Here is a 22,628-nt window from a genome sequence, read left to right as displayed (position 1 = left end):
CCGAGGGGTTGCACCCGCAGACGACGGGTGACTCAGGATGCCGGGTCGTCGGCATCCCGACGATTGCGGGTCTGCTCGGCGCGTGCCGCCAGCAGATCGTCAGCGGGATATCCGACCTCGGCCAGCACGAGACCGCGCGCGGCCAGGACCTTGGTCTCGGGGATGCGCAGCCGGGCGTCGCGGATGGCGACGACGTCGTCGACCGCGATGCGCCCCTCCCCCACGGCCACACACGCGCCGACGAGTGCGCGGACCATACTGTGGCAGAAGGCGTCCGCCCGGACATTGGCGATCAGAACCCCGTCGTCCGAGCGACGCCAGTCGTATTCGAGCAGGGTGCGGATCGTCGTCGCCTCGTCGCGCGCCTTGCAGTAGGCCGCGAAGTCGTGCAGTCCGATGAGTCGGCTCGCAGCGGCATCCATCGCCTCGACGTCGAGCGCGCTGCGTACCGTCGTCGTCCACTGCCGAGCGAGCGGGTCGTAGCGCGTCATCGAATCCGCCAAGCGATACGAGTAACGACGCCACACGGCAGAGAACCGGGCGTCGAAGCCCTCGGGCGCCTCGGCAGTGCGACGGACGGTGACGTCCGGATAGGCACCCAGTACGCCGCGGAGTCGCCCCGCCAGCGCGGCCACCGCATCGGCCTCATCGCCGTCGCGGCGACGGCGCGGCACGCGCGCGACCTGATCGGCATCGAGGTCGAGATGGGCCACCTGACCCGACGCGTGCACCCCGGCATCGGTTCGGCCGGCGACGATCAGCCGCGGCGAGCCTCCCACGATGCGAGCGAGCGCCTCCTCGAGCTCGCCCTGGACGGTGCGGAGTCCCGGTTGACGCGCCCAGCCACGGAAGTTCGTGCCGTCGTAGGCGATGTCGAGACGGATGCGCACCCCATCAGCCTACGAGCGTCCGCGGCCCGGAAACGACGAAGCCCCCACCCGAGGGGGTGGGGGCTTCGTACGAGCACGATGCTCAGGCCTTGGCGTCGTCCTGGACGGCGTCGTCGGCGGCAGCTTCTGCGGCCGCGCCCTCGGCGGGCGACTCGGCGCCGGCCTCGGCAGCCTCATCGGTCGAGGGCTGCTCGGCGGCGGGCTCCTCGGCGGCGGGGGCGGCAGCGGCGGGCGCCGCCGCGGTCGTGCGGGAGGCCTTCTTCGCGACGGGCTCGAGGACGAGCTCGATCACGGCCATGGGGGCGTTGTCGCCCTTGCGGTTGCCGACCTTGGTGATGCGGGTGTAGCCGCCGTCACGCTCGGCCACCAGGGGCGCGATCTCGGTGAAGAGGGTGTGAACGACCTCTTTGTCGCCGATCACGCTCAGCACGCGACGACGCGCGTGCAGGTCGCCGCGCTTGGCGAAGGTGATGAGGCGCTCGGCGAGCGGACGCAGGCGCTTGGCCTTGGTCTCGGTCGTCTTGATGGACTTGTGCGTGTACAGGGCTGCCGCGAGGTTCGCGAGAAGCAGACGCTCGTGGGCCGGGCCGCCTCCGAGGCGGGGACCCTTCGTGGGCTTGGGCATGTCTTGTTACTCCAGGGAAAGGTTCGTTCGGGGTCCGACGAGGTCAGACGGTTTCTTCGTCGTAGCCGCTGTAGAACTGGGCACCGTCGAAACCGGGCACCGAGTCCTTCAGCGACAGGCCGAGCGAGGTGAGCTTGTCGCGCACCTCGTCGACCGACTTCTGACCGAAGTTGCGGATGTTCATCAGCTGCGTCTCGGAAAGGGCGACCAGCTCCGAGACGGTGTTGATGCCCTCGCGCTTGAGGCAGTTGTACGAGCGGACCGACAGGTCGAGGTCCTCGATGGGCATCGAGAGCTCGTTGGAGAGGACGGTCTCGACCGGCGCGGGGCCGATCTCGATACCCTCGGCCTCGACGTTCAGCTCGCGAGCGAGGCCGAACAGCTCGGTCAGGGTACGTCCGGCCGATGCCACGGCGTCGCGCGGGGCGATCGAGGCCTTCGACTCGACGTCCAGGACGAGCTTGTCGAAGTCCGTACGCTCACCGGCACGGGTGGCGTCGACGCGGTAGCTCACCTTGAGGACGGGCGAGTAGATGGAGTCGATCGGGATCTGGCCCGCCTCGGCGTACTCGTTGCGGTTCTGCGTCGCCGAGACGTAGCCGCGACCGCGCTCGATGGTGAGCTCGAGCTCGAACTTCGCGGTGTCGTTCAGGGTGGCGATGACCAGCTCGGGGTTGTGCACCTCGACGCCCGCCGGAGCGGAGATGTCGGCGGCGGTGACCTCACCGGAGCCGGTCTTGCGCAGGTACGCCGTGATGGGTTCGTCGCGCTCGCTGGAGACGACGAGCTGCTTGATGTTCAGGATGATCTCGGTGACGTCTTCCTTCACGCCCGGGATGGTGCTGAACTCGTGCAGGACGCCGTCGATGCGGATGCTCGTGACGGCCGCGCCGGGGATCGACGACAGAAGGCTGCGACGCAGCGCGTTGCCGATCGTGTAACCGAAGCCGGGCTCCAGCGGCTCGATGACGAAACGGCTGCGGAACTCCCCGATCTTCTCCTCGGTCAGAGTGGGACGCTGTGCGATGAGCACTATGTGTTCCTTTCGATCACGTGCCCGCTATATGACACGTGTAATGGGGTGAGGTGTTGAGTTGTACTCGCCGGCTGCCGACGCACCCGAGGGCGCGTATCGGCGTCCGGAAAACTGTGACGCGTGAGCGCAGCGTTCCCGGGGAGCGACGAGCACTCCCCGGGAACGACTCGCGTCAGACGCGGCGACGCTTGGGCGGACGGCAGCCGTTGTGGGCCTGGGGCGTCACGTCCTGGATCGAGCCGACCTCGAGGCCGGCGGCCGTCAGCGAACGGATCGCGGTCTCACGACCCGAACCCGGACCCTTCACGAAGACGTCGACCTTCTTGACGCCGTGCTCCTGCGCCTGGCGGGCAGCCGACTCCGCGGCCATACCGGCGGCGTACGGCGTCGACTTGCGCGACCCCTTGAACCCGACACCGCCGGACGAAGCCCAGCTGATGACGGCACCCGAGGGGTCGGTGATCGAAACGATGGTGTTGTTGAACGTCGACTTGATGTGGGCCTGACCCACAGCGATGTTCTTCTTCTCTTTGCGGCGCGGCTTGCGCGCGGCGGACTTGGCCTGTGCCATGTGCGTTCTCCTGAATCCTGACGCTCAGCCCGCGGCTTAGCGCGCCTTCTTCTTGCCGGCGACGGTGCGCTTGGGACCCTTGCGGGTACGCGCGTTCGTCTTCGTGCGCTGACCGCGCACCGGGAGGCCGCGGCGGTGGCGCAGGCCCTCGTAGGAACCGATCTCGACCTTGCGGCGGATGTCGGCGGCGACCTCGCGACGGAGGTCACCCTCCACCTTGTAGGTGCCCTCGATGTGGTCGCGCAGGGCGACCAGCTGGTCGTCGGTGAGGTCCTTGACGCGGATGTCCTGGCTGATGCCAGTGGCGTTCAGGATCTCGACGGAGCGGGTGCGACCCACGCCGTAGATGTAGGTAAGTGCGATCACCACGCGCTTGTCGCGCGGGATGTCGACGCCGGCGAGACGTGCCATGCGGCTCTCCTCAGAGTGTCGTGGAGGTGTGGAGCAGGATCGGTGCTCGGGCCTCCGCCCCGAGGTGTCCCCCGCCCGCTCTCGCGGGTGGGATCTGATCCTGCCGGTGTGTATTCAGTTGGGAAGATGTCGAACTGGGAGGAGCTCAGCCCTGGCGCTGCTTGTGGCGCGGGTTGCTCTTGCAGATCACCATCACGCGCCCGTGGCGACGGATCACCTTGCAGTGGTCGCAGATGGGCTTGACGGAGGGGTTGACCTTCATGATGTTCCTGTTTCGCTGTCTTCGAACGCGCGAGCGCGGCTCGTTACTTCTCGGCCGGACTCAGCGGTAGCGGTAGACGATACGACCGCGAGTGAGGTCGTACGGGCTCAGCTCGACGACGACGCGGTCTTCGGGGATGATGCGGATGTAGTTCTGTCGCATCTTTCCCGAGATGGTGGCCAGCACCTTGTGACCGTTCGTCAGCTCGACACGGAACATCGCGTTGGGCAGTGCCTCGGACACCGTGCCCTCGATCTCGATGACACCGTCTTTCTTCGCCATAAACTCGCTCACGCTCAGTTGCAGACCGGCCGGTCTGCGGTGGATGGGATTCGGTGCCTCGACACGCCAATGAAGGCGCAACGCACCAAAGGACAAGCATACGTGGTAGAACGCTCCCCGGCAACTCGCCGGGAGTGTCGTCACCCGTCGAGACGAGCGACGATGTCCTTCTGCGGGTCTCCGGTCAGGTCGGTCTGGTTCGCGAGGACGGTACCGTTCACCGCGATCGTCGGAGTCGCCACACCCTGACCGCCCGGCTGCACGGGCGTCTTCTGCGTCATCGCGGCGACGAACCTGGAATAGGTCCCATCCGCGATGCAGGAGGAAACGGCATCCGAAGCCCCCGCCGTGGTCGCGATCGAGGTCAGCGTCGCATCGTCGAGCCCGGAGGTGTTCTCCGACGGCTGCTGCGCGTACATCGCCGTGACGAACCCGGGGATGTTCGCCGCGTCGTCGACGGCGACGCAGTACGCGGCGTTCGCGGCGCGCGTGGAGTACTGCGTGCCCTGGGACGCCCGGTCGAGGATCGAGATCGGGTGGATGTTCAGGGTGATGGTGCCGTCGTCGACGAGCTGCTGGAGCGTCGGGCCGTACGCCTGCTCGAAGGAGTTGCAGACCGGGCACATGAAGTCGACGTAGGTGTCGACCGTCTGCTCTCCCGTTCCGACGGAGATCGCACCGGTCTCGGTGTTCACCGCGGACGTCTCGGGAAGGGTCCCCGGCCCGGCCGCCTGACTGTTGGCGAACCACACCACCCCGCCGACGATCAGGACGACGACCACCGCCGCAGCCGTCACCCCGATCGCGAACCAGTTCGTGGATTTGCGCACAGCAGCCATCATCAGTCGATCTCCTTCGGCACCACACCGAACGGTGCCAGCTTCTCGGCACCGCCGTCGTGAGCGGTGAGGACCCAGATTCCTCCATCATGCACGGCGACGCTATGTTCCCAGTGGGAGCCGTCGGTACCGTCCACCGTCGAGACCGTCCAACCGTCGTCCTCGACCAGCGTCGCCTGGTCACCGATGACCACCATCGGCTCGATGGCCACAGCGAGTCCCGGCCGCACCTCCGCGCCCCGCTCGGAGGTGGCGTAGTTGAAGATGCTCGGCGACTCGTGCATCTTGCGACCGATGCCGTGCCCGACATAGTCGCGCAGGATGCCATAGCCCCCCTCGGGGCCATGCTCCTCGATGTACTCCTCGATGGCGGCACCCACTTCGCCGAGGTGCGCCGCGCGACTCAACGCCGCGATTCCCGCCCACAGCGACCCCTCGGTCACGTCCGACAGCCGGCGCCGGGGTGCCACCAGCGATTCGGGCGCGTCACCGGGGACGATGATCGTGAACGCGGAGTCGCCGTTCCACCCCTTGTACTGGGCACCGGCGTCGACCGAGAGGATGTCGCCCGCCCGGAGCGGACGATCGTCCGGGATCCCGTGGACGACCTGTTCGTTGACCGACGCGCAGATGGTGTGACGGTACCCACGCACCATCTGGAAGTTGGACGACGCGCCTCGGGCACCGATGACGCCGGCCGCGGCGGCGTCGAGCTGAAGGGGCGTCACCCCGGGCTCGACCATGGCGCGGACCGCAGCCAGCGCGTCGGCCGTGATCAGCCCCGGCTCGATCATGGAGCGCAGCTGCGCGGGCTTCTTGTAGACGGAAGAACGCAATCCCACGTCAACGAGCCGAGATGCCGCGCGCCTCGAGAGCGGCGAAGATGCGGGCGGTGACCTCGTCGAGGCTGCCGACGCCGTCGACCTCGTCGAGGATGCCGCGGGTGCCGTAGACGTTCAGGATCGGTGCCGTCTCGCGCTCGTAGATGCCCAATCGCGTGGCGATGGCCTCTTCGGTGTCGTCGGCCCGCCCCTGCTCGGCGGCGCGGGCGGTCAAGCGCGAGAGCGACTCCTCACGCGGGACGATCAGTGCGATGACGGCATCCAGCGACTCGTCACGACCCTCGAGGAACTCGTCGAGGTGCATCACCTGGGCGAGGTTGCGGGGGTAACCGTCCAGCAGGAAGCCGGCGGCGGCGTCGTCCTGCGCGAGGCGGTCACGCACCACGGCGCTCGTGAGCTCGTCGGGGACCAGATCGCCCCCGTCGATGATCGATGTGACCTGGAGACCCAGCTCGGTGCCCTCTTTGACATTGGCACGGAACACGTCTCCGGTCGACACGACCGGGATGCCCAGGACGTCGCCGATGCGGACGCCCTGCGTCCCCTTGCCCGAGCCCTGCGGTCCGACGATCAGTAGACGCGCGGTCATCGCAGAAGCCCTTCGTAGTGACGCTGCTGGAGCTGCGCGTCGATCTGCTTCACCGTCTCGAGACCGACACCCACGATGATGAGGATGGAGGCTCCGCCGAACGGGAAGTTCTGGTTGGCGCCGACCGTCGCGAGGGCGACGAGCGGCAGCAACGCGATCAGCCCGAGGTAGATCGACCCCGGCAGCGTGATGCGCGTGAGGACGTAGTCGAGGTACTCCGCCGTCGGACGGCCGGCGCGGATACCGGGGATGAAGCCGCCGTACTTCTTCATGTTGTCCGCGACGTCGACCGGATTGAACGTGATCGCGACGTAGAAGTAGGCGAATCCGATGATGAGCAGGAAGTAGATCAGCATGTACAGCGGGTGGTCACCGCGAGTGAGGTACTGCGAGATCCAGGTCACCCACGGCGCCGGCTCCTGCCCGACCTGCGGCTGATTGAACTGGGCGATGAGCGCCGGGATGTACAGCAGCGACGAAGCGAAGATCACCGGCACGACACCGGCCATGTTGACCTTGATCGGGATGTACGTGTTCGTGCCGCCGTAGGTGCGACGACCCACCATGCGCTTGGCGTACTGCACCGGGATCCGACGCTGGGACTGCTCGACGAAGACGACCAGGGCCACGATGACGATGCTCACGGCCAGGACGAGGAGGAAGACCTCGACACCACGGGCGTTGAGGATCGACAGCATGGCGCCGGGGAACGTGGCGGCGATCGAGGTGAAGATGAGGATCGACATGCCGTTGCCGACACCCCGCTCGGTGACCAGCTCCGCGAACCACATGACCAGGCCGGTGCCGGCGGTCATGGTGATGATCATGAGCAGCTGCGCCCACCAGATGTCGTTGGTCAGCAGCTGCTGGCACTCGGGCACGCCGGCCGAACCGAACAGCTGGCCCGAGCGCGCGACGGTCACGAGCGTCGTGGACTGCAGCAGCGCCAGCGCGATCGTCAGGTAGCGGGTGTACTGCGTGAGCTTCGCCTGACCGGCCTGACCCTCTTTGTAGAGCGTCTCGAAGTGAGGGATGACGACGCGCAGGAGCTGGACGATGATCGTCGCCGTGATGTAGGGCATGACCCCGAGGGCGAAGATCGACAGCTGCAGCAGGGCACCGCCGGAGAACAGGTTGACGAGGGAGAGCAACCCCTCGGTCCCACCGGACTGATTCAGACACTGCTGAACGTTCGGGAAGTCGACGAACGGCGTCGGCACGTGGGCACCCAGCCGATAGATGGCGATGATCCCCAGCGTGAAGGCGATCTTCCGCCTCAGGTCGGGCGTGCGGAAAACCCGCGCGATGGCGCTGAACAAGGGAGAGTCCTCCAGAACGATCTCGGCGCGCGACGAAGCGCACACCCCAGCAGACTAACCCAGAAGGGGCCGACGGCCGTAAGGCCGCCGGCCCCCTCGGGGTCGGGTGTCAGTTGACGGAGCCGCCAGCGGCGACGATCTTCTGCTCTGCAGAGCCGGAGACCTTGTCGACCGAGACGGTCAGCGCGACCGAGATGTCGCCGGTGCCGAGCACCTTGACCTTCTCGTTCTTGCGCACAGCACCCTTGGCCACCAGGTCGGCGATGGTGACATCGCCGCCCTGCGGGTAGAGCTCGCCGAGCTTGTCCAGGTTCACGACCTGGTACTCGACGCGGAAGGGGTTCTTGAAGCCGCGGAGCTTCGGGGTGCGCATGTGCAGGGGCATCTGCCCACCCTCGAAACCGACCTTGACCTGGTAACGGGCCTTGGTTCCCTTGGTTCCACGACCGGCGGTCTTACCCTTGGAACCCTCACCGCGACCCACACGGGTCTTCGCGGTGCGAGCGCCCGGGACGGGACGCAGGTGGTGGACCTTGAGCACGCCGGGGCGCGCCGCAGGGGCTTCGTTCTTGTCGGCCGTCTTACGAGCCGCAGCCTTCTTCGGGGCGTCGACCGTAGCGGTCTCGTCCTTCTTGGCAGCCATTAGTCGATCTCCTCAACCTTGACGAGGTGGGCGACGGTCTTGACGTAGCCGCGCGTCTGCGCGTCGTCGGGACGGACGACCGAGTCGCCGATCCGCTTGAGACCCAGCGAACGCAGCGTGTCACGCTGGTTCTGCTTCTCGCTCACCTTGGACTTGATCTGCGTGACCTTCAGACGCTCGGCCATCAGGCACCTACCTTCTGAGCGGCGGCCTCGGCGCGCACGAGGCGGGCCGGGGCGACCTGGTCGAACTCCAGGCCACGGCGTGCCGCCACGGCGCGGGGCTCTTCGAGGGACTTCAGCGCCTCGACGGTCGCGTGCACGATGTTGATCGTGTTCGACGAACCGAGCGACTTCGAGAGCACGTCGTGGATACCGGCGCACTCGAGGACGGCGCGGACGGGACCACCGGCGATGACACCGGTACCGGCGGCGGCGGGGCGCAGGAGCACCACACCGGCAGCCGCCTCACCCTGGACGGGGTGGGGGATGGTCGAACCCGAGCGCGGGACGCGGAAGAAGTTGCGCTTGGCCTCTTCGACACCCTTCGAGATGGCGAGAGGAACCTCACGGGCCTTGCCGTAGCCGACGCCCACGACGCCGTTGCCGTCGCCCACGACGACCAGCGCCGTGAAGCTGAAGCGACGACCACCCTTGACCACCTTCGACACGCGGTTGATCGTCACGACGCGCTCGAGGAACTGGCTCTCGTTGCGGTCGCGCGAGCCACGGTCGCGCTGGTTGGTGTTGCGCTCGCGACCACCGCGACGCGGCTCGCGCTCACGCTCGGCGGGGGCCGTGGCCGCAGCCGCACCCTCTGCCGGTGCAGTCTGCTCGGTCACTTCGGTCTCCTTGTTGTCACTCACAGGTTCAGCCCTCCTTCGCGAGCTCCGTCGGCGATCGCGGCGACGCGGCCGGCGTAGCGGTTGCCGCCACGGTCGAACACGACGTCGGAGATGCCCACGGCCTTGGCGCGCTCGGCGACGAGCTCGCCGACCTTGCGGGCCTTGGCGGTCTTGTCACCGTCGAAACCGCGCAGGTCGGTCTCGAGGGTCGAGGCAGAGGCCACGGTGTGACCCTTGCTGTCGTCCACGACCTGGACGAACACGTGACGCGCCGAACGCGTCACGACGAGACGGGGACGCAGCTCGGTGCCGACGACCTTCTTGCGAAGACGCGCGTGACGACGAGCACGAGCGACGGACTTTGTCTTGACAGCCATGGTCACTTACCACTCTTTCCGGCCTTGCGACGCACGACCTCGCCCGCGTACCGCACGCCCTTGCCCTTGTAAGGCTCGGGCTTGCGGATCTTGCGGATGTTGGCGGCGGCCTCGCCGACGGCCTGCTTGTCGATGCCGCTCACGGTGAGCTTGTTGTTGCCTTCGACCGTGAGGGTGATGCCCGCGGGCGGGTCGATCAGCACGGGGTGCGAGAAGCCGAGGGCGAACTCGACCGAGCTGCCCTTCTGAGCGACGCGGTAACCCGTGCCGACGACCTCGAGGCCCTTGGTGTAGCCCTGGGTGACACCGATGATGTTGTTGTTGATGAGGGTGCGGGTCAGGCCGTGGAGCGACCGCGACTCGCGCTCATCGTCGGGGCGGGTGACGAGAACCTGGTTCTCCTCGACCGACACCTCGAGAGGCTGGGCGATGGTGAGCTGGAGCTCGCCCTTGGGGCCCTTGACGGAGACCTCCCGGCCGTTCACCGAAACGGTGACGCCGGCGGGGATGTCGATGGGAAGACGTCCAATACGCGACATGTCAGATCACCACACGTAGGCGAGGACTTCCCCGCCGACGCCCTTCTGCTCGGCCTGACGGTCCGTGAGGAGACCGGAGGAGGTGGAAAGGATGGCCACGCCCAGGCCACCGAGGACCGTGGGGACCTCGGTCGACTTCGCGTACACGCGCAGGCCGGGCTTGGACACGCGCTTGATGCCGGCGATCGACCGCTCGCGGTTCGGGCCGTACTTCAGGGTCATGTTGAGGGTCTGGCCGACGCGAGCGTCTTCGACGCTCCAATCGGCGATGTAACCCTCCTGCTTGAGGATGGCGGCGATGTTGGTCTTGAGCTTCGAGCTCGGCATCGACACGGAGTCGTGGTGCGCCGAGTTCGCGTTGCGCAGACGGGTCAGCATGTCTGCGACCGGGTCTGTCATCGTCATGTGTTGCTTCTTTCTTTCATGAGGTTTCGGCTGCCGTTACGCGACAGCCGACCTTCGATGACGGGCCCCCGGAAATCCCGGGGGCCCGAGTGTTCAGGACTGGGCGTCAGCCGACTGGAACGGGAAGCCGAGCTGGCGGAGCAGCGAGCGGCCCTCGTCGTCGGTCTTCGCCGTGGTGACGATCGTGATGTCGAAACCACGCACGCGGTCGATGCGGTCCTGGTCGATCTCGTGGAACACGGACTGCTCCTGGAGACCGAAGGTGTAGTTGCCGTTGCCGTCGAACTGCTTGGCCGACAGACCGCGGAAGTCGCGGATGCGGGGCAGCGCGAGGTTGACCAGACGGTCCACGAATTCCCAGGCGCGGTCGCCACGCAGGGTGACGTGCGCGCCGATGGCCTGGCCCTCACGCAGCTTGAACTGCGCGATGGACTTGCGGGCCTTGGTGACGACGGGCTTCTGACCGGTGATCTTGGTGAGGTCGTCGACCGCACCATCGATCACCTTGCTGTCACGAGCGGCCTCGCCGACACCGGTGTTCACGACGACCTTGACCAGGCCGGGGATCTGCATGACGTTCTCGTAGCCGAACTCGTCCTGCAGCGCCTTCTTGATCTCGGCGTTGTACTTCTGCTTGAGGCGGGGCTGGATCTTGCCAGTCTCCGCGGCAGTCACGGTGCTCATGTTCAGAGGTCCTTGCCTGACTTCTTCGCGAAGCGCACGCGGACGGTGCGCTTGACGCCGTCCTTCACCTGCTCCTCGACGCGGTGACCGACACGGGTCGGCTTCTTGGTCGAGGGGTCGACGAGCGCGACGTTGGAGATGTGGATCGGGGCCTCGAACGTCTCGATGCCACCGGTCTTGGTTCCGCGCTGGGACTGACCCACGCGGTTGTGCTTGGTGACGTAGTTCACGCCCTCGACGATGACGCGGTTCTGCTCGGTGAGGACCTCGAGGACCTTACCCTGCTTGCCACGGTCGCCGCCGCGCTCGGGCTTGGCGCCCGAGATGACCTGAACCAGGTCACCCTTCTTGATTTTCGCCATGATCAGATGACCTCCGGGGCGAGCGAGACGATCTTCATGAACTTCTTGTCACGAAGCTCACGACCGACCGGTCCGAAGATGCGGGTGCCGCGGGGCTCCCCGTCGTTCTTCAGGATCACGGCGGCGTTCTCGTCGAACTTGATGTACGAGCCGTCAGGACGGCGGGTCTGCTTGACGACACGGACGACGACGGCCTTGACCACGTCGCCCTTCTTGACGTTTCCACCCGGGATCGCGTCCTTGACCGTGGCGACGATGACGTCGCCCAGGCCGGCGTAACGGCGGTTGGAGCCGCCGAGCACGCGGATGGTGAGCAGCTCTTTGGCGCCGGTGTTGTCGGCGACCTTCAGCCGGGATTCGTTCTGAATCACTGTTTACTCCTTGGGTTCCAAGCAAGCCGCGAGGCTTACTTGGCCTTCTCGAGGATCTCGACCAGGCGCCAGCGCTTGGTGGCGCTGAGCGGACGGGTCTCGTTGATGACGACCAGGTCGCCGATGCCCGCCGAGTTGGTCTCGTCGTGCGCCTTGACCTTGGAGGTCCGGCGGATGACCTTGCCGTAGAGCGGGTGCTTCACACGGTCTTCGACCTCGACGACGATGGTCTTGTCCATCTTGTCGCTGACGACGTAGCCACGACGCGCCTTGCGGTATCCACGAGCGTTCTCGTCGCGGACGTCGTTCTCGGCGTGCTCGTGGCCGGCGACCTGCGCCTCGGCCTTCTTCGCGGTAGCCATTACTCCGCCTCTTCCTTCGCGGCGTCGTCAGCGGCATCCGCCTTCTTCGCCTTGCTCTTCTTCGCCTTCGCCGGGGCCTCGACCGGAGCCGGGGTGGCGCGGATGCCGAGCTCGCGCTCACGGATCACGGTGTACAGGCGCGCGATGTCGCGCTTGACTGCACGGATGCGACCGTGGCTCTCGAGCTGGCCGGTGGCCGACTGGAAGCGCAGGTTGAACAGCTCTTCCTTGGCCTTACGCAGCTCCTCGACGAGGCGCTGGTCTTCGAACGTGTCGAGCTCGCTCGGGGCGAGCTGCTTGGTGCCGATCGCCATTACGCGTCGCCCTCCTCGCGCTTGATGATGCGTGCCTTCAGGGGCAGCTTGTGAATTGCACGGGTCAGGGCCTCGCGAGCGAGCTGCTCGTCGACACCCGCGACCTCGAAGAGGACGCGGCCCGGCTTGACGTTGGCGACCCACCACTCGGGCGAACCCTTTCCGGAACCCATGCGGGTTTCGGCGGGCTTCTTCGTCAGGGGGCGGTCGGGGTAGATGTTGATCCACACCTTTCCGCCACGCTTGATGTGACGCGTCATCGCGATACGAGCGGACTCGATCTGACGGTTGGTCACGTAGGCGGGGGTCAGTGCCTGGATCCCGAACTCACCGAACGACACCTGCGTGCCACCGGTGGCCTGGCCCGAACGGCCCGGGTGGTGCTGCTTGCGGTACTTGACCTTGCGGGGGATGAGCATTACGCCGACGCTCCTTCTGCCACGGGGGCCTCGTTGCGAGCGCCACGGCGACGGTCGCCGCCGCGGTCGTCGCGACCACGGGACTTGGGCGCGTTGGCCTGCTCGCGGGCGAGCTCCTTGTTGGTGAGGTCGCCCTTGTAGATCCAGACCTTCACGCCGATGCGGCCGAAGGTGGTCTTGGCCTCGTAGAAGCCGTAGTCGATGTTCGCACGCAGAGTGTGCAGGGGCACACGGCCTTCGCGGTAGAACTCCGAGCGGCTCATCTCGGCGCCGCCGAGGCGGCCCGACACCTGGATGCGAACGCCCTTGGCGCCGGCGCGCTGGGCGCCCTGCAGGCCCTTGCGCATCGCGCGGCGGAAGGCCACACGAGCGGTGAGCTGCTCGGCGACGCCCTGCGCCACCAGCTGAGCGTCGGCCTCGGGGTTCTTGACCTCGAGGATGTTCAGCTGGATCTGCTTTCCGGTGAGCTTCTCGAGGTCGGCGCGGATGCGCTCGGCCTCGGCGCCGCGGCGACCGATCACGATGCCCGGACGGGCGGTGTGGATGTCGACGCGGACGCGATCACGCGTGCGCTCGATCTCGATGTTGCTGACACCGGCGCGGTCGAGCGAGGTGGTCAGCAGGCGACGGATCTTGATGTCCTCGGCGAGGTAGTCGGCGTAGCGCTGACCGGCCTTCGTCGAGTCCGAGAACCACCGCGACACGTGGTCGGTGGTGATGCCGAGGCGGAAGCCGTACGGGTTGACTTTCTGTCCCATTACTTGCTCGCCTTCTTGTTGGCGCGAGCCGGGGCCGCTTCGGCGGTCTCGGGCGTCGCGAGCACGACCGTGATGTGGCTCGTGCGCTTCTTGATCTGGAAGGCGCGACCCTGAGCGCGGGGCTGGAAACGCTTGAGCGTCGTGCCCTCGTCGACGTACGCGTTCTTCACGTACAGGTCGGCGTCATCCAGGTACTCGTTCGTCTTGTCGGCCGTGACGCGAGCGTTCGCGATGGCCGAGGCGACGAGCTTGTAGATCGGCTCGCTCGCACCCTGGGGCGCGAACTTCAGGATCGCGAGGGCCTCTTCGGCCTGCTTGCCCTTGATGAGGGCGACGACGCGACGAGCCTTCTGAGGGGTCACGCGGATGTGTCGCACACGTGCGATGGACTCCACCATTTCTCTCTCCTCCTCGGTCGCCTTAGCGGCGACGGCCCTTCTTGTCGTCCTTCACGTGGCCGCGGAAGGTGCGGGTGGGCGAGAACTCGCCCAGCTTGTGGCCGACCATGGTCTCGGTCACGAACACGGGGATGTGCTTGCGACCGTCGTGCACGGCGATGGTGTGTCCCAGCATGGCGGGGATGATCATCGAACGGCGCGACCAGGTCTTGATGACGTTCTTCGAACCGGCTTCGTTCTGCGAGACGACCTTGCGAAGCAGGTGCTCGTCGACGAAGGGGCCCTTCTTAAGGCTGCGAGGCATCTTCCTCTACTCCTACTTGCGCTTCTTGCCGGCGGTGCGACGGCGGACGATGAGCTTGTCGCTCTCCTTGTTCGCGTGGCGGGTGCGGCCTTCGGCCTTGCCCCACGGCGACACAGGGTGACGACCACCGGAGGTCTTACCCTCACCACCACCGTGCGGGTGGTCGACCGGGTTCATGGCGACACCACGCACGGTCGGGCGGACGCCCTTCCAGCGCATGCGGCCGGCCTTGCCCCAGTTGATGTTCGACTGCTCGGCGTTGCCGACCTCGCCGATCGTGGCGCGGCAGCGCACGTCGACGTTGCGTATCTCACCGGAGGGCAGACGCAGCTGCGCGTACGGGCCGTCCTTGGCGACCAGACGCACCGAGGCGCCGGCCGAACGGGCCATCTTGGCACCGCCGCCGGGGCGGAGTTCGATCGCGTGGATCACGGTACCGGTGGGGATGTTGCGCAGCGGCAGGTTGTTGCCGGGCTTGATGTCGGCGCCCGCGCCGGACTCGACCACATCACCCTGCGACAGCTTCGCGGGGGCGAGGATGTAGCGCTTCTCGCCGTCGGCGTAGTGCAGCAGCGCGATGCGCGCGGTGCGGTTGGGGTCGTACTCGATGTGCGCGACCTTGGCGTCGATGCCGTCCTTGTCGTTACGACGGAAGTCGATCAGACGGTACTGACGCTTGTGTCCGCCACCGATGTGACGCGTGGTGATGCGGCCCTGGTTGTTGCGGCCACCGGTCTTCGACAGCGGGCGCAGCAGCGACTTCTCGGGCGTCGATCGGGTGATCTCGGCGAAGTCGGCCACCGACGAGCCGCGGCGACCGGGGGTCGTGGGCTTGTACTTGCGAATAGCCATTGTTGTTGTCCTCTATCCCGACCGTCAGCCGACAGACGTGAAGATGTCGATGGTGCCCGACTTGAGCGACACGATGGCGCGCTTGGTGTCCTTGCGCTTGCCGATGCCGAAGCGGGTGCGGCGGGCCTTGCCGACGCGGTTGATCGTGTTGACCGAGGCCACCTTGACGCCGAAGATCTTCTCGATCGCGAGCTTGATCTCGGTCTTCGACGAACGGGGGTCCACCAGGAAGGTGTACTTGCCCTCGTCGATGAGCGAGTAGCTCTTCTCGGAGACGACCGGCTTCAGGATGATGTCGCGCGGGTCCTTGTTGACGGTGGTCATGCCGAGACCTCCTCGGTGGCTGCGGACTTCGACGAGACGAACGCGTCGTAGGCGGCCTTGGTGAAGACGATGTCGTCGGAGACGAGCACGTCGTAGGTGTTCAGCTGGCCGACGGTCAGCACGTGGACGTACGCGAGGTTGCGCACGCTCTTGATGGTCAGCTCGTCGTCGCGGTCGATGACCACGAGGACGTTCTTGACGGCACCGAAAGCCTTCAGCGCAGCGGCGGCGGCCTTGGTCGAGGGGGCACCCTCGATCGCGAAGCTGTCGACGATGTGCAGACGCTGCCCACGAGCACGGTCGCTGAGCGCACCCAGGAGGGCGGCCGCGATCATCTTCTTGGGGGTGCGCTGGCTGTAGTCGCGGGGCTTGGGGCCGTGGACGATGCCACCACCGGTCATGTGCGGCGCGCGGATGGAGCCCTGACGGGCGTTACCCGTGCCCTTCTGCTTGAAGGGCTTGCGACCGGCACCGGAGACCTCGCCACGACGCTTGGTCGAGTGCGTGCCCTGGCGAGCCGCGGCGCGCTGCGCCACGACGACCTGGTGGATGAGGGGAATGTTCGTCTTGACGTCGAAGAGCGCGGCGGGCAGCTCGACAGAGCCGGCCTTGTTGCCGTCGGCCTTCACGACGTCGAGCGCGAGAGTCGAGTCAGCCATGATTAGGCACCCTTCACTGCGTTGCGGACGTAGACGATGCGGCCACGAGCACCGGGGACGGCGCCCTTGACGAGCATCAGACCCTTCTCGGCGTCGACGGCGTGCACCGTGAGGTTGAGGACGGTCACGCGCTCGCCACCCATACGGCCGGCCATGCGCATGCCCTTGAAGACACGGCTCGGAGTCGACGACGCGCCGATCGAGCCGGGCTTGCGGTGGTTGCGGTGCGCACCGTGCGAAGCGGAGACGCCCTTGAAGTTGTGACGCTTCATGACACCGGCGGTGCCCTTGCCCTTGCTGGTGCCGACGACGTCGACCAGCTGGCCGGCCTCGAAGAGACCGTCCACGGTGAGCTCCTGGCCCAGCGCGTAGTCGGCGGCATCCGCGGTGCGCACCTCGGTGAGGTGGCGGCGCGGGGTGACACCGGCGGCGTCGAAGTGAGCCGTGAGGGGCTTGTTCACCTTGCGGGGGTCGATCTGGCCGTAGCCGATCTGGACGGCGTTGTAGCCGTCCTTCTCGAGCGAGCGCAGCTGGGTCACGACGTTCGGGGCGACCTCGATGACGGTGACGGGAACGAGCTTGCCGTTCTCGTCCCACACCTGGGTCATGCCGAGCTTGGTGCCGAGGAGGCCCTTGGAGATCTTGGAGTTGATGTCAGCCATGTCGAACCTCAGAGCTTGATCTCGATGTTGACATCGGCCGGGAGGTCGAGGCGCATCAGCGAGTCGACGGCCTTGGGCGTCGGGTCGATGATGTCGATGAGGCGCTTGTGGGTGCGCATCTCGAAGTGCTCGCGGCTGTCCTTGTACTTGTGGGGCGACCGGATGACGCACACGACGTTCTTCTCGGTCGGAAGGGGGACCGGGCCCACCACGGTGGCGCCGGCACGGGTCACGGTGTCGACGATCTTGCGCGCCGACGAGTCCAGCCCGGCGTGGTCGTACGACTTCAGGCGAATGCGGATCTTCTGTCCCGCCATTGTCTGCTCTCTCTCTTTCAGCGTCTTACCCGACCTGGGGCATTGGACGCACGGTGGTGCTGACGCACCCTGGCACTTCCCCTCGCTTGCGCGAGAGATGCTGCACCGCTGTTCAGCTGTCAAACCGCCTGCGGAGCAAGCGGCCCGCCCCGCGCACGCACGCGTGCGAATCCCGTGAAGGATGAGGGGTTCGGTGTGGTGTTCTGCTGCCCGCGGCCCAGGACCCTGCGCATACGCGCCGCCTGTGCACTGCCCTGGCAGTGATCCTGGCGCACGCCGAGCGCGCACCGGAATGTGGAACTGGACTAGTCTACGGAGCCGTCCGTCATGTCGCAAACCCGGGCGTGTCGCATCCGGTGGATGCACAGCATCTGACCGCAAGACGACGGTGCCGCCCCCGCCGAGACGAGGACGGCACCGCGGTGTTCTGCGCCTCAGGCGTTGCCGATGTTCTTGTCGACGTTCGTGCGGACCTCGTCGACCTTGCCGTGGTGCTCCGCCGGCACGACCTTCTTGATGGCCTCGGCCGCTCCGTCGAGGATCTTGTCGCTGACCTCTTCGGCCTTCTCGCTCTTGAGCGCCTCTTCGATCTTGCCGCGATTGTCGTCGAGAAGCTTCTTGCCCTTCGCGATGATGCCGTCCACGCCGCTCATGTGCGCCTCCCTCGATGATCCGGATCGACCCGTCTGTCGATCTCGTCTTCATTCTGGACGGGGTCTCCTCGATCGCGGAACCCCCATCTGCCACCGGGCGGGAACGACAAAGGCCGGGCCCGAAGGCCCGGCCCGTGCCGAGTGGAGTCTGGAGAGACTTACTTGATGATCTTGGTGACGGTGCCGGCACCGACGGTGCGGCCACCCTCACGGATCGCGTAGCCGAGGCCCTCTTCCATGGCGATCGGCTGGATGAGCTCGACCGACATCTCGGTGGTGTCACCGGGCATGACCATCTCGGTGCCCTCGGGCAGCGTGATGACGCCGGTCACGTCCGTGGTGCGGAAGTAGAACTGCGGGCGGTAGTTCGTGAAGAACGGGTTGTGACGGCCGCCCTCTTCCTTGGACAGGATGTACGCCGTGCCCTCGAAGTTGGTGTGCGGGGTGACCGAACCGGGCTTGACGACGACCTGGCCGCGCTCGACATCGTCACGCTTGGTGCCGCGGAGGAGCAGACCACAGTTCTCGCCGGCCCAGGCCTCGTCGAGCTGCTTGTGGAACATCTCGATACCCGTGACCGTGGTCTTCTGCGTCGGGCGGATGCCGACGATCTCGACCTCGGAGTTGATCGCGAGGGTACCGCGCTCGGCGCGGCCCGTGACGACCGTTCCACGACCGGTGATGGTGAAGACGTCCTCGATGGGCATGAGGAACGGCTTGTCCTTGTCACGCACCGGGTCGGGGATGGAGGAGTCGACGGCCTCCATGAGCTCGACGATCGAGTTGACCCACTGCTCGTCACCCTCGAGGGCCTTGAGGCCCGAGACGCGGACGACGGGCGCGTTGTCACCGTCGAAGTCCTGCGACGACAGCAGCTCGCGGACCTCGAGCTCGACGAGCTCCAGGATCTCCTCGTCGTCGACCATGTCGCTCTTGTTCAGCGCGACGAGCAGGTACGGCACGCCGACCTGCTTGGCGAGCAGAACGTGCTCACGGGTCTGAGCCATCGGGCCGTCGGTGGCGGCGACCACGAGGATCGCGCCGTCCATCTGAGCGGCACCGGTGATCATGTTCTTGATGTAGTCGGCGTGACCGGGGGCGTCGACGTGAGCGTAGTGACGCTTGGGGGTCTCGTACTCGACGTGCGAGATGTTGATCGTGATGCCGCGCTGACGCTCTTCGGGCGCGGAGTCGATCGACGCGAAGTCACGCTGAACGTTGGTGGCCGACGGGAACTTGTCGGCGAGCACCTTCGAGATGGCAGCGGTGAGCGTGGTCTTGCCGTGGTCGACGTGACCGATCGTTCCGATGTTCACGTGCGGCTTGGTCCGCTCGAACTTGGCCTTAGCCACTGGGTCCTCCTCAGGACGGTAGATGCGGATTGCGGGCGCTGGATTGCGACCGGTTCTCCGCGGGGATGGTTCTCAGGTTACTAGAGAGTCGATGTTCAGTTTGAGCGGATGCCGGGAACCCGGGCCGGAGCCGGGTTCCCGGCATCCATCAGAGCGACGTTACTCGCCCTTGTTCTTCTGGATGATCTCGTCGGCCACGGCCTTCGGGACGTCGGCGTAGCTGTCGAACTCCATCGAGTAGACGGCACGGCCCGAGGTCTTCGAGCGCAGGTCGCCGATGTAGCCGAACATCTCGGACAGCGGCACGTTGGCCCGGACGACCTTGACGCCGGCGGCGTCCTCCATCGACTGGATCTGGCCACGACGCGAGTTCAGGTCGCCGATGACGTCGCCCATGTACTCCTCGGGAGTGCGCACCTCGACGGCCATGATCGGCTCGAGGATGGTGGGGTTGGCCTTGCGGACAGCCTCTTTGAAGCCCATCGAGCCGGCGATCTTGAACGCCATCTCGGACGAGTCGACGTCGTGCGACGCGCCGTCGAGCAGGATCGCCTTGACGCCCACCATGGGGTAGCCGGCGAGCACGCCGACGTTCATGGCGTCCTGGAAGCCCTGGTCGGTCGGCGAGATGTACTCGCGCGGGATACGACCACCGGTGACCTTGTTCTCGAACTCGTAGGTCTTGTCGGCCGTGACCTCGAGCGGCTCGATCGCGAACTGGATCTTCGCGAACTGTCCCGAACCACCGGTCTGCTTCTTGTGGGTGTAGTCGTGACGCTCGACCGACTTGCGGATGGTCTCGCGGTAAGCCACCTGGGGCTTTCCGACGTTGGCCTCGACCTTGAACTCGCGCTTCATGCGGTCCACGAGGATGTCGAGGTGGAGCTCGCCCATGCCCTTGATGACCGTCTGGCCGGTCTCGGCGTTCTGCTCGACGCGGAAGGTGGGGTCCTCTTCAGCGAGCTTCTGGATGGCGACACCCAGCTTCTCCTGGTCGGCCTTGGTCTTGGGCTCGATGGCGACCTCGATGACCGGCTCGGGGAAGGTCATCGACTCGAGGACGACCTGGTTGGCCGGGTCGCAGAGGGTGTCACCGGTGGTGGTGTCCTTGAGGCCGATGACCGCGTAGATGTGACCGGCGGTGACCGAGTCGACCGGCATCTCCTTGTTGGCGTGCATCTGGAAGATCTTTCCGATGCGCTCCTTCTTGCCCTTGGTCGCGTTGACGACCTGGGCACCGGAGTCGAGGTGACCCGAGTACACGCGGATGTAGGTGAGGCGACCGAAGAACGGGTGCGTCACGATCTTGAACGCGAGGGCCGCGAAGGGCTCTTCGCGGTCGGCGTGGCGCTCGATGACGACCTCTTCGTCCTTGGGGTCGCGCGCCTCGATGGCGGGCACGTCCAGGGGCGAGGGCAGGTAGTCGACCACCGCGTCGAGCATGGGCTGCACGCCGCGGTTCTTGAATGCCGAACCGCACAGCACGGGGTAGACCTCGCTGGCGATCGTCATCTTGCGGATGGCGCCCTTGATCTCTTCGTGCGTGAGCTCTTCGCCGCCGAAGTACTTCTCGAGCAGCGCGTCGTCGGACTCGGCGACGGTCTCGAGGAGCTTCTCGCGGTACTCCTGCGCCTTCTCGACGAGGTCGGCCGGGATCTCCTGGATCTCGTACTTGGCGCCCATGGTGACATCACCCTTGGCGTCTCCGGGCCAGACCAGCGCGCGCATGTAGACCAGGTCGATGACGCCGACGAAGTCGTTCTCGGCACCGATCGGGATCTGCAGCACGAGAGGCTTGGCCTTGAGGCGGTTGATGATGGTGTCGACCGTGAAGTAGAAGTCGGCGCCCAGCTTGTCCATCTTGTTGACGAAGCAGATGCGGGGCACGTCGTACTTGTCGGCCTGACGCCACACGGTCTCGGACTGGGGCTCGACGCCCTCCTTGCCGTCGAAGACGGCGACGGCGCCATCGAGCACGCGGAGCGAACGCTCCACCTCGACGGTGAAGTCGACGTGACCGGGGGTGTCGATGATGTTGATCTGGTTCTTTTCCCAGAAGCAGGTGACGGCGGCGGAGGTGATCGTGATGCCACGCTCCTGCTCCTGCTCCATCCAGTCGGTGGTGGCCGCACCATCGTGCGTCTCACCGATCTTGTGGTTGACGCCCGTGTAGAACAGGATGCGCTCGGTCGTCGTCGTCTTGCCGGCATCGATGTGCGCCATGATGCCGATGTTGCGGACCTTGTGGAGGTCGGTGAGCACGTCTTGTGCCACGGGTGTCTTCCTTACCTGTTGGGAGGTTGATGCCGGGCCCATCGGAGGGTCCGAGACCGGGGTGCGGTCACGGACCCTCCGCGGGATTTACCAGCGGTAGTGCGCGAAGGCGCGGTTCGACTCGGCCATCTTGTGGGTGTCTTCGCGGCGCTTGACCGCGGCACCGAGGCCGTTCGAGGCGTCGAGGATCTCGTTCTGCAGACGCTCGGTCATCGTCTTCTCACGACGACCCTTCGCGTAGCTGACGAGCCAGCGCAGCGCGAGCGTGTTGGCGCGGTGCGGCTTGACCTCGACGGGAACCTGGTAGGTCGAACCACCGACGCGGCGGCTCTTGACCTCGAGGGTGGGACGGACGTTGTCGAGCGCCTTCTTCAGCGTGGCGACGGCGTCCTGGCTGTTCTTCGCCTCGACACCCTTGAGGGCGTCGTAGACGATCGATTCGGCGATGGACTTCTTGCCGTCGACGAGGATCTTGTTGACCAGCTGGGTGACGACGGGAGCGCCGTACACCGGGTCGTTGACGACGGGACGCTTCGGGGCGGGACCCTTACGAGGCATGGTTCTCAGCCCTTCTTCGCGCCGTAGCGGCTACGAGCCTGCTTACGGTTCTTGACAGCCTGGGTGTCGAGCGCACCGCGGACGATCTTGTAGCGGACACCGGGGAGGTCCTTCACACGACCACCACGGACGAGCACCAGCGAGTGCTCCTGGAGGTTGTGGCCCTCACCGGGGATGTACGCGGTGACCTCGGTGCCGTTGCGCAGCTTCACGCGGGCGACCTTGCGCATGGCCGAGTTCGGCTTCTTCGGGGTCGTCGTGTACACGCGGGTGCACACGCCGGCCTGCTGGGGGTTCGACTTCAGCGCGGGAGCCTTGGTCTTCGAGACCTTCGGCGAGCGGCCCTTGCGAACCAACTGCTGAATGGTTGGCACGTTCTCTCCTTGATTGGCTGGACGGTCCCTCGCGGTCACGCCCAGGTGCTGCACGGTGACAGCGGTCGTGTCTCCCCCGGCACGTCGCTCATCTTGCGATTCGTGTCGTGTCGGGCTCACGTGTGATCCGCCACGCGTCAGAATGATCGGACGCGGT

The 22,628-nt window shown here is 66.3% G+C and carries 36 protein-coding genes; all 36 read right to left on the bottom strand.

Annotation, left to right across the window (positions count from 1 at the left end; translation table 11 throughout):
• Positions 1-32 precede the first annotated feature (32 nt).
• The 36 genes from truA to rpsL all read right to left on the bottom strand — a co-directional run bounded on the left by truA (position 33) and on the right by rpsL (position 22,471).
• On the bottom strand, positions 33-890 hold the full coding sequence (gene truA / locus ACIPVB_RS04765) for a tRNA pseudouridine(38-40) synthase TruA (protein WP_400367371.1): 858 nt from the start codon (positions 888-890) through the stop codon (positions 33-35).
• A gap of 82 nt (positions 891-972) precedes the next feature.
• Entirely contained in the window at positions 973-1,515 is a 543-nt protein-coding gene (gene rplQ / locus ACIPVB_RS04760) for a 50S ribosomal protein L17 (RefSeq protein ID WP_400367370.1), read from the bottom strand.
• A gap of 43 nt (positions 1,516-1,558) precedes the next feature.
• On the bottom strand, positions 1,559-2,548 hold the full coding sequence (locus ACIPVB_RS04755; protein WP_055959305.1) for a DNA-directed RNA polymerase subunit alpha: 990 nt from the start codon (positions 2,546-2,548) through the stop codon (positions 1,559-1,561).
• Positions 2,549-2,723: 175 nt separating this feature from the next.
• Positions 2,724-3,122: a 30S ribosomal protein S11 gene (gene rpsK, locus ACIPVB_RS04750; RefSeq protein ID WP_013583990.1), complete on the bottom strand. Its 399-nt coding sequence runs from the start codon at positions 3,120-3,122 to the stop codon at positions 2,724-2,726.
• Positions 3,123-3,158: 36 nt separating this feature from the next.
• Positions 3,159-3,533: a 30S ribosomal protein S13 gene (rpsM, locus tag ACIPVB_RS04745; protein WP_058623963.1), complete on the bottom strand. Its 375-nt coding sequence runs from the start codon at positions 3,531-3,533 to the stop codon at positions 3,159-3,161.
• A gap of 145 nt (positions 3,534-3,678) precedes the next feature.
• Positions 3,679-3,795 (bottom strand): 50S ribosomal protein L36, encoded by a 117-nt coding sequence (gene rpmJ, locus ACIPVB_RS04740; RefSeq protein WP_005050492.1) that lies wholly within the window; start codon positions 3,793-3,795, stop codon positions 3,679-3,681.
• A gap of 60 nt (positions 3,796-3,855) precedes the next feature.
• On the bottom strand, positions 3,856-4,077 hold the full coding sequence (gene infA, locus ACIPVB_RS04735) for a translation initiation factor IF-1 (RefSeq protein ID WP_013583992.1): 222 nt from the start codon (positions 4,075-4,077) through the stop codon (positions 3,856-3,858).
• Positions 4,078-4,217: 140 nt separating this feature from the next.
• Entirely contained in the window at positions 4,218-4,919 is a 702-nt protein-coding gene (locus ACIPVB_RS04730; RefSeq protein ID WP_400367369.1) for a DsbA family protein, read from the bottom strand.
• Positions 4,919-5,758, bottom strand: a complete 840-nt coding sequence (map, locus tag ACIPVB_RS04725; protein ID WP_400367368.1) for a type I methionyl aminopeptidase — start codon at positions 5,756-5,758, stop codon at positions 4,919-4,921. Before map ends, ACIPVB_RS04730 begins: the two co-directional genes overlap by 1 nt.
• Position 5,759: 1 nt before the next feature.
• On the bottom strand, positions 5,760-6,347 hold the full coding sequence (locus tag ACIPVB_RS04720; RefSeq protein WP_400367367.1) for an adenylate kinase: 588 nt from the start codon (positions 6,345-6,347) through the stop codon (positions 5,760-5,762).
• Positions 6,344-7,666: a preprotein translocase subunit SecY gene (secY, locus tag ACIPVB_RS04715; protein ID WP_400368183.1), complete on the bottom strand. Its 1,323-nt coding sequence runs from the start codon at positions 7,664-7,666 to the stop codon at positions 6,344-6,346. The genes ACIPVB_RS04720 and secY overlap by 4 nt, the downstream gene beginning before the upstream one ends.
• A 109-nt stretch (positions 7,667-7,775) precedes the next feature.
• Positions 7,776-8,309, bottom strand: a complete 534-nt coding sequence (gene rplO, locus ACIPVB_RS04710; RefSeq protein WP_400367366.1) for a 50S ribosomal protein L15 — start codon at positions 8,307-8,309, stop codon at positions 7,776-7,778.
• Complete coding sequence (rpmD, locus tag ACIPVB_RS04705; protein WP_013583998.1) at positions 8,309-8,494, bottom strand: 50S ribosomal protein L30; 186 nt, start codon at positions 8,492-8,494, stop codon at positions 8,309-8,311. The genes rplO and rpmD overlap by 1 nt, the downstream gene beginning before the upstream one ends.
• Complete coding sequence (rpsE, locus tag ACIPVB_RS04700) at positions 8,494-9,174, bottom strand: 30S ribosomal protein S5 (protein ID WP_013583999.1); 681 nt, start codon at positions 9,172-9,174, stop codon at positions 8,494-8,496. Before rpsE ends, rpmD begins: the two co-directional genes overlap by 1 nt.
• Positions 9,171-9,530, bottom strand: a complete 360-nt coding sequence (rplR, locus tag ACIPVB_RS04695; protein WP_108317400.1) for a 50S ribosomal protein L18 — start codon at positions 9,528-9,530, stop codon at positions 9,171-9,173. Before rplR ends, rpsE begins: the two co-directional genes overlap by 4 nt.
• Positions 9,531-9,532: 2 nt before the next feature.
• A complete protein-coding gene (rplF, locus tag ACIPVB_RS04690) occupies positions 9,533-10,069 on the bottom strand; it encodes a 50S ribosomal protein L6 (RefSeq protein ID WP_400367365.1) in 537 nt (178 codons plus the stop codon).
• Positions 10,070-10,075: 6 nt separating this feature from the next.
• Complete coding sequence (rpsH, locus tag ACIPVB_RS04685) at positions 10,076-10,474, bottom strand: 30S ribosomal protein S8 (protein WP_013584002.1); 399 nt, start codon at positions 10,472-10,474, stop codon at positions 10,076-10,078.
• Between the two features lie 93 nt (positions 10,475-10,567).
• Complete coding sequence (gene rplE, locus ACIPVB_RS04680) at positions 10,568-11,158, bottom strand: 50S ribosomal protein L5 (protein ID WP_400367364.1); 591 nt, start codon at positions 11,156-11,158, stop codon at positions 10,568-10,570.
• 2 nt (positions 11,159-11,160) lie between these two features.
• Positions 11,161-11,520, bottom strand: a complete 360-nt coding sequence (gene rplX, locus ACIPVB_RS04675) for a 50S ribosomal protein L24 (RefSeq protein ID WP_094736303.1) — start codon at positions 11,518-11,520, stop codon at positions 11,161-11,163.
• 2 nt (positions 11,521-11,522) lie between these two features.
• Entirely contained in the window at positions 11,523-11,891 is a 369-nt protein-coding gene (gene rplN, locus ACIPVB_RS04670) for a 50S ribosomal protein L14 (protein WP_013584005.1), read from the bottom strand.
• A 35-nt stretch (positions 11,892-11,926) separates the two neighbouring features.
• Complete coding sequence (gene rpsQ, locus ACIPVB_RS04665) at positions 11,927-12,253, bottom strand: 30S ribosomal protein S17 (protein WP_076673706.1); 327 nt, start codon at positions 12,251-12,253, stop codon at positions 11,927-11,929.
• Positions 12,253-12,567, bottom strand: coding sequence for a 50S ribosomal protein L29 (gene rpmC / locus ACIPVB_RS04660; RefSeq protein WP_058623969.1), 315 nt, complete (start codon positions 12,565-12,567; stop codon positions 12,253-12,255). Before rpmC ends, rpsQ begins: the two co-directional genes overlap by 1 nt.
• Positions 12,567-12,986 (bottom strand): 50S ribosomal protein L16, encoded by a 420-nt coding sequence (gene rplP, locus ACIPVB_RS04655; RefSeq protein WP_056226254.1) that lies wholly within the window; start codon positions 12,984-12,986, stop codon positions 12,567-12,569. Before rplP ends, rpmC begins: the two co-directional genes overlap by 1 nt.
• Positions 12,986-13,744 (bottom strand): 30S ribosomal protein S3, encoded by a 759-nt coding sequence (gene rpsC / locus ACIPVB_RS04650; RefSeq protein WP_400367363.1) that lies wholly within the window; start codon positions 13,742-13,744, stop codon positions 12,986-12,988. Before rpsC ends, rplP begins: the two co-directional genes overlap by 1 nt.
• Positions 13,744-14,142, bottom strand: a complete 399-nt coding sequence (gene rplV, locus ACIPVB_RS04645) for a 50S ribosomal protein L22 (RefSeq protein ID WP_013584010.1) — start codon at positions 14,140-14,142, stop codon at positions 13,744-13,746. Before rplV ends, rpsC begins: the two co-directional genes overlap by 1 nt.
• 22 nt (positions 14,143-14,164) lie before the next feature.
• Positions 14,165-14,446 (bottom strand): 30S ribosomal protein S19, encoded by a 282-nt coding sequence (gene rpsS, locus ACIPVB_RS04640; RefSeq protein ID WP_013584011.1) that lies wholly within the window; start codon positions 14,444-14,446, stop codon positions 14,165-14,167.
• A 12-nt stretch (positions 14,447-14,458) separates the two neighbouring features.
• Positions 14,459-15,298: a 50S ribosomal protein L2 gene (rplB, locus tag ACIPVB_RS04635; RefSeq protein WP_013584012.1), complete on the bottom strand. Its 840-nt coding sequence runs from the start codon at positions 15,296-15,298 to the stop codon at positions 14,459-14,461.
• A gap of 24 nt (positions 15,299-15,322) precedes the next feature.
• On the bottom strand, positions 15,323-15,622 hold the full coding sequence (gene rplW / locus ACIPVB_RS04630) for a 50S ribosomal protein L23 (RefSeq protein WP_056226248.1): 300 nt from the start codon (positions 15,620-15,622) through the stop codon (positions 15,323-15,325).
• Complete coding sequence (rplD, locus tag ACIPVB_RS04625; RefSeq protein ID WP_400367362.1) at positions 15,619-16,281, bottom strand: 50S ribosomal protein L4; 663 nt, start codon at positions 16,279-16,281, stop codon at positions 15,619-15,621. The genes rplW and rplD overlap by 4 nt, the downstream gene beginning before the upstream one ends.
• 2 nt (positions 16,282-16,283) lie before the next feature.
• On the bottom strand, positions 16,284-16,943 hold the full coding sequence (gene rplC / locus ACIPVB_RS04620; RefSeq protein WP_056226244.1) for a 50S ribosomal protein L3: 660 nt from the start codon (positions 16,941-16,943) through the stop codon (positions 16,284-16,286).
• A gap of 8 nt (positions 16,944-16,951) precedes the next feature.
• Complete coding sequence (gene rpsJ, locus ACIPVB_RS04615; protein WP_013584016.1) at positions 16,952-17,260, bottom strand: 30S ribosomal protein S10; 309 nt, start codon at positions 17,258-17,260, stop codon at positions 16,952-16,954.
• Between the two features lie 434 nt (positions 17,261-17,694).
• Positions 17,695-17,913 carry a hypothetical protein gene (locus ACIPVB_RS04610; protein ID WP_400367361.1) on the bottom strand — a complete coding sequence of 73 codons (219 nt, stop codon included), beginning with the start codon at positions 17,911-17,913 and terminating at the stop codon, positions 17,695-17,697.
• A gap of 158 nt (positions 17,914-18,071) precedes the next feature.
• Positions 18,072-19,265: an elongation factor Tu gene (gene tuf, locus ACIPVB_RS04605; protein ID WP_108317909.1), complete on the bottom strand. Its 1,194-nt coding sequence runs from the start codon at positions 19,263-19,265 to the stop codon at positions 18,072-18,074.
• Between the two features lie 159 nt (positions 19,266-19,424).
• Complete coding sequence (gene fusA, locus ACIPVB_RS04600) at positions 19,425-21,539, bottom strand: elongation factor G (RefSeq protein ID WP_400367360.1); 2,115 nt, start codon at positions 21,537-21,539, stop codon at positions 19,425-19,427.
• A gap of 87 nt (positions 21,540-21,626) precedes the next feature.
• On the bottom strand, positions 21,627-22,097 hold the full coding sequence (gene rpsG, locus ACIPVB_RS04595; RefSeq protein ID WP_013584050.1) for a 30S ribosomal protein S7: 471 nt from the start codon (positions 22,095-22,097) through the stop codon (positions 21,627-21,629).
• Positions 22,098-22,102: 5 nt separating this feature from the next.
• Positions 22,103-22,471 (bottom strand): 30S ribosomal protein S12, encoded by a 369-nt coding sequence (gene rpsL, locus ACIPVB_RS04590; RefSeq protein ID WP_013584051.1) that lies wholly within the window; start codon positions 22,469-22,471, stop codon positions 22,103-22,105.
• Positions 22,472-22,628 lie beyond the last annotated feature (157 nt).

It is taken from the genome of Microbacterium sp. NPDC090007 (genome assembly GCF_044748345.1).
Taxonomy (GTDB): domain Bacteria; phylum Actinomycetota; class Actinomycetes; order Actinomycetales; family Microbacteriaceae; genus Microbacterium.
The sequence above is the reverse complement of the archived record's forward strand: the minus strand, read 5'-3'. Positions and strand labels throughout refer to the sequence as shown.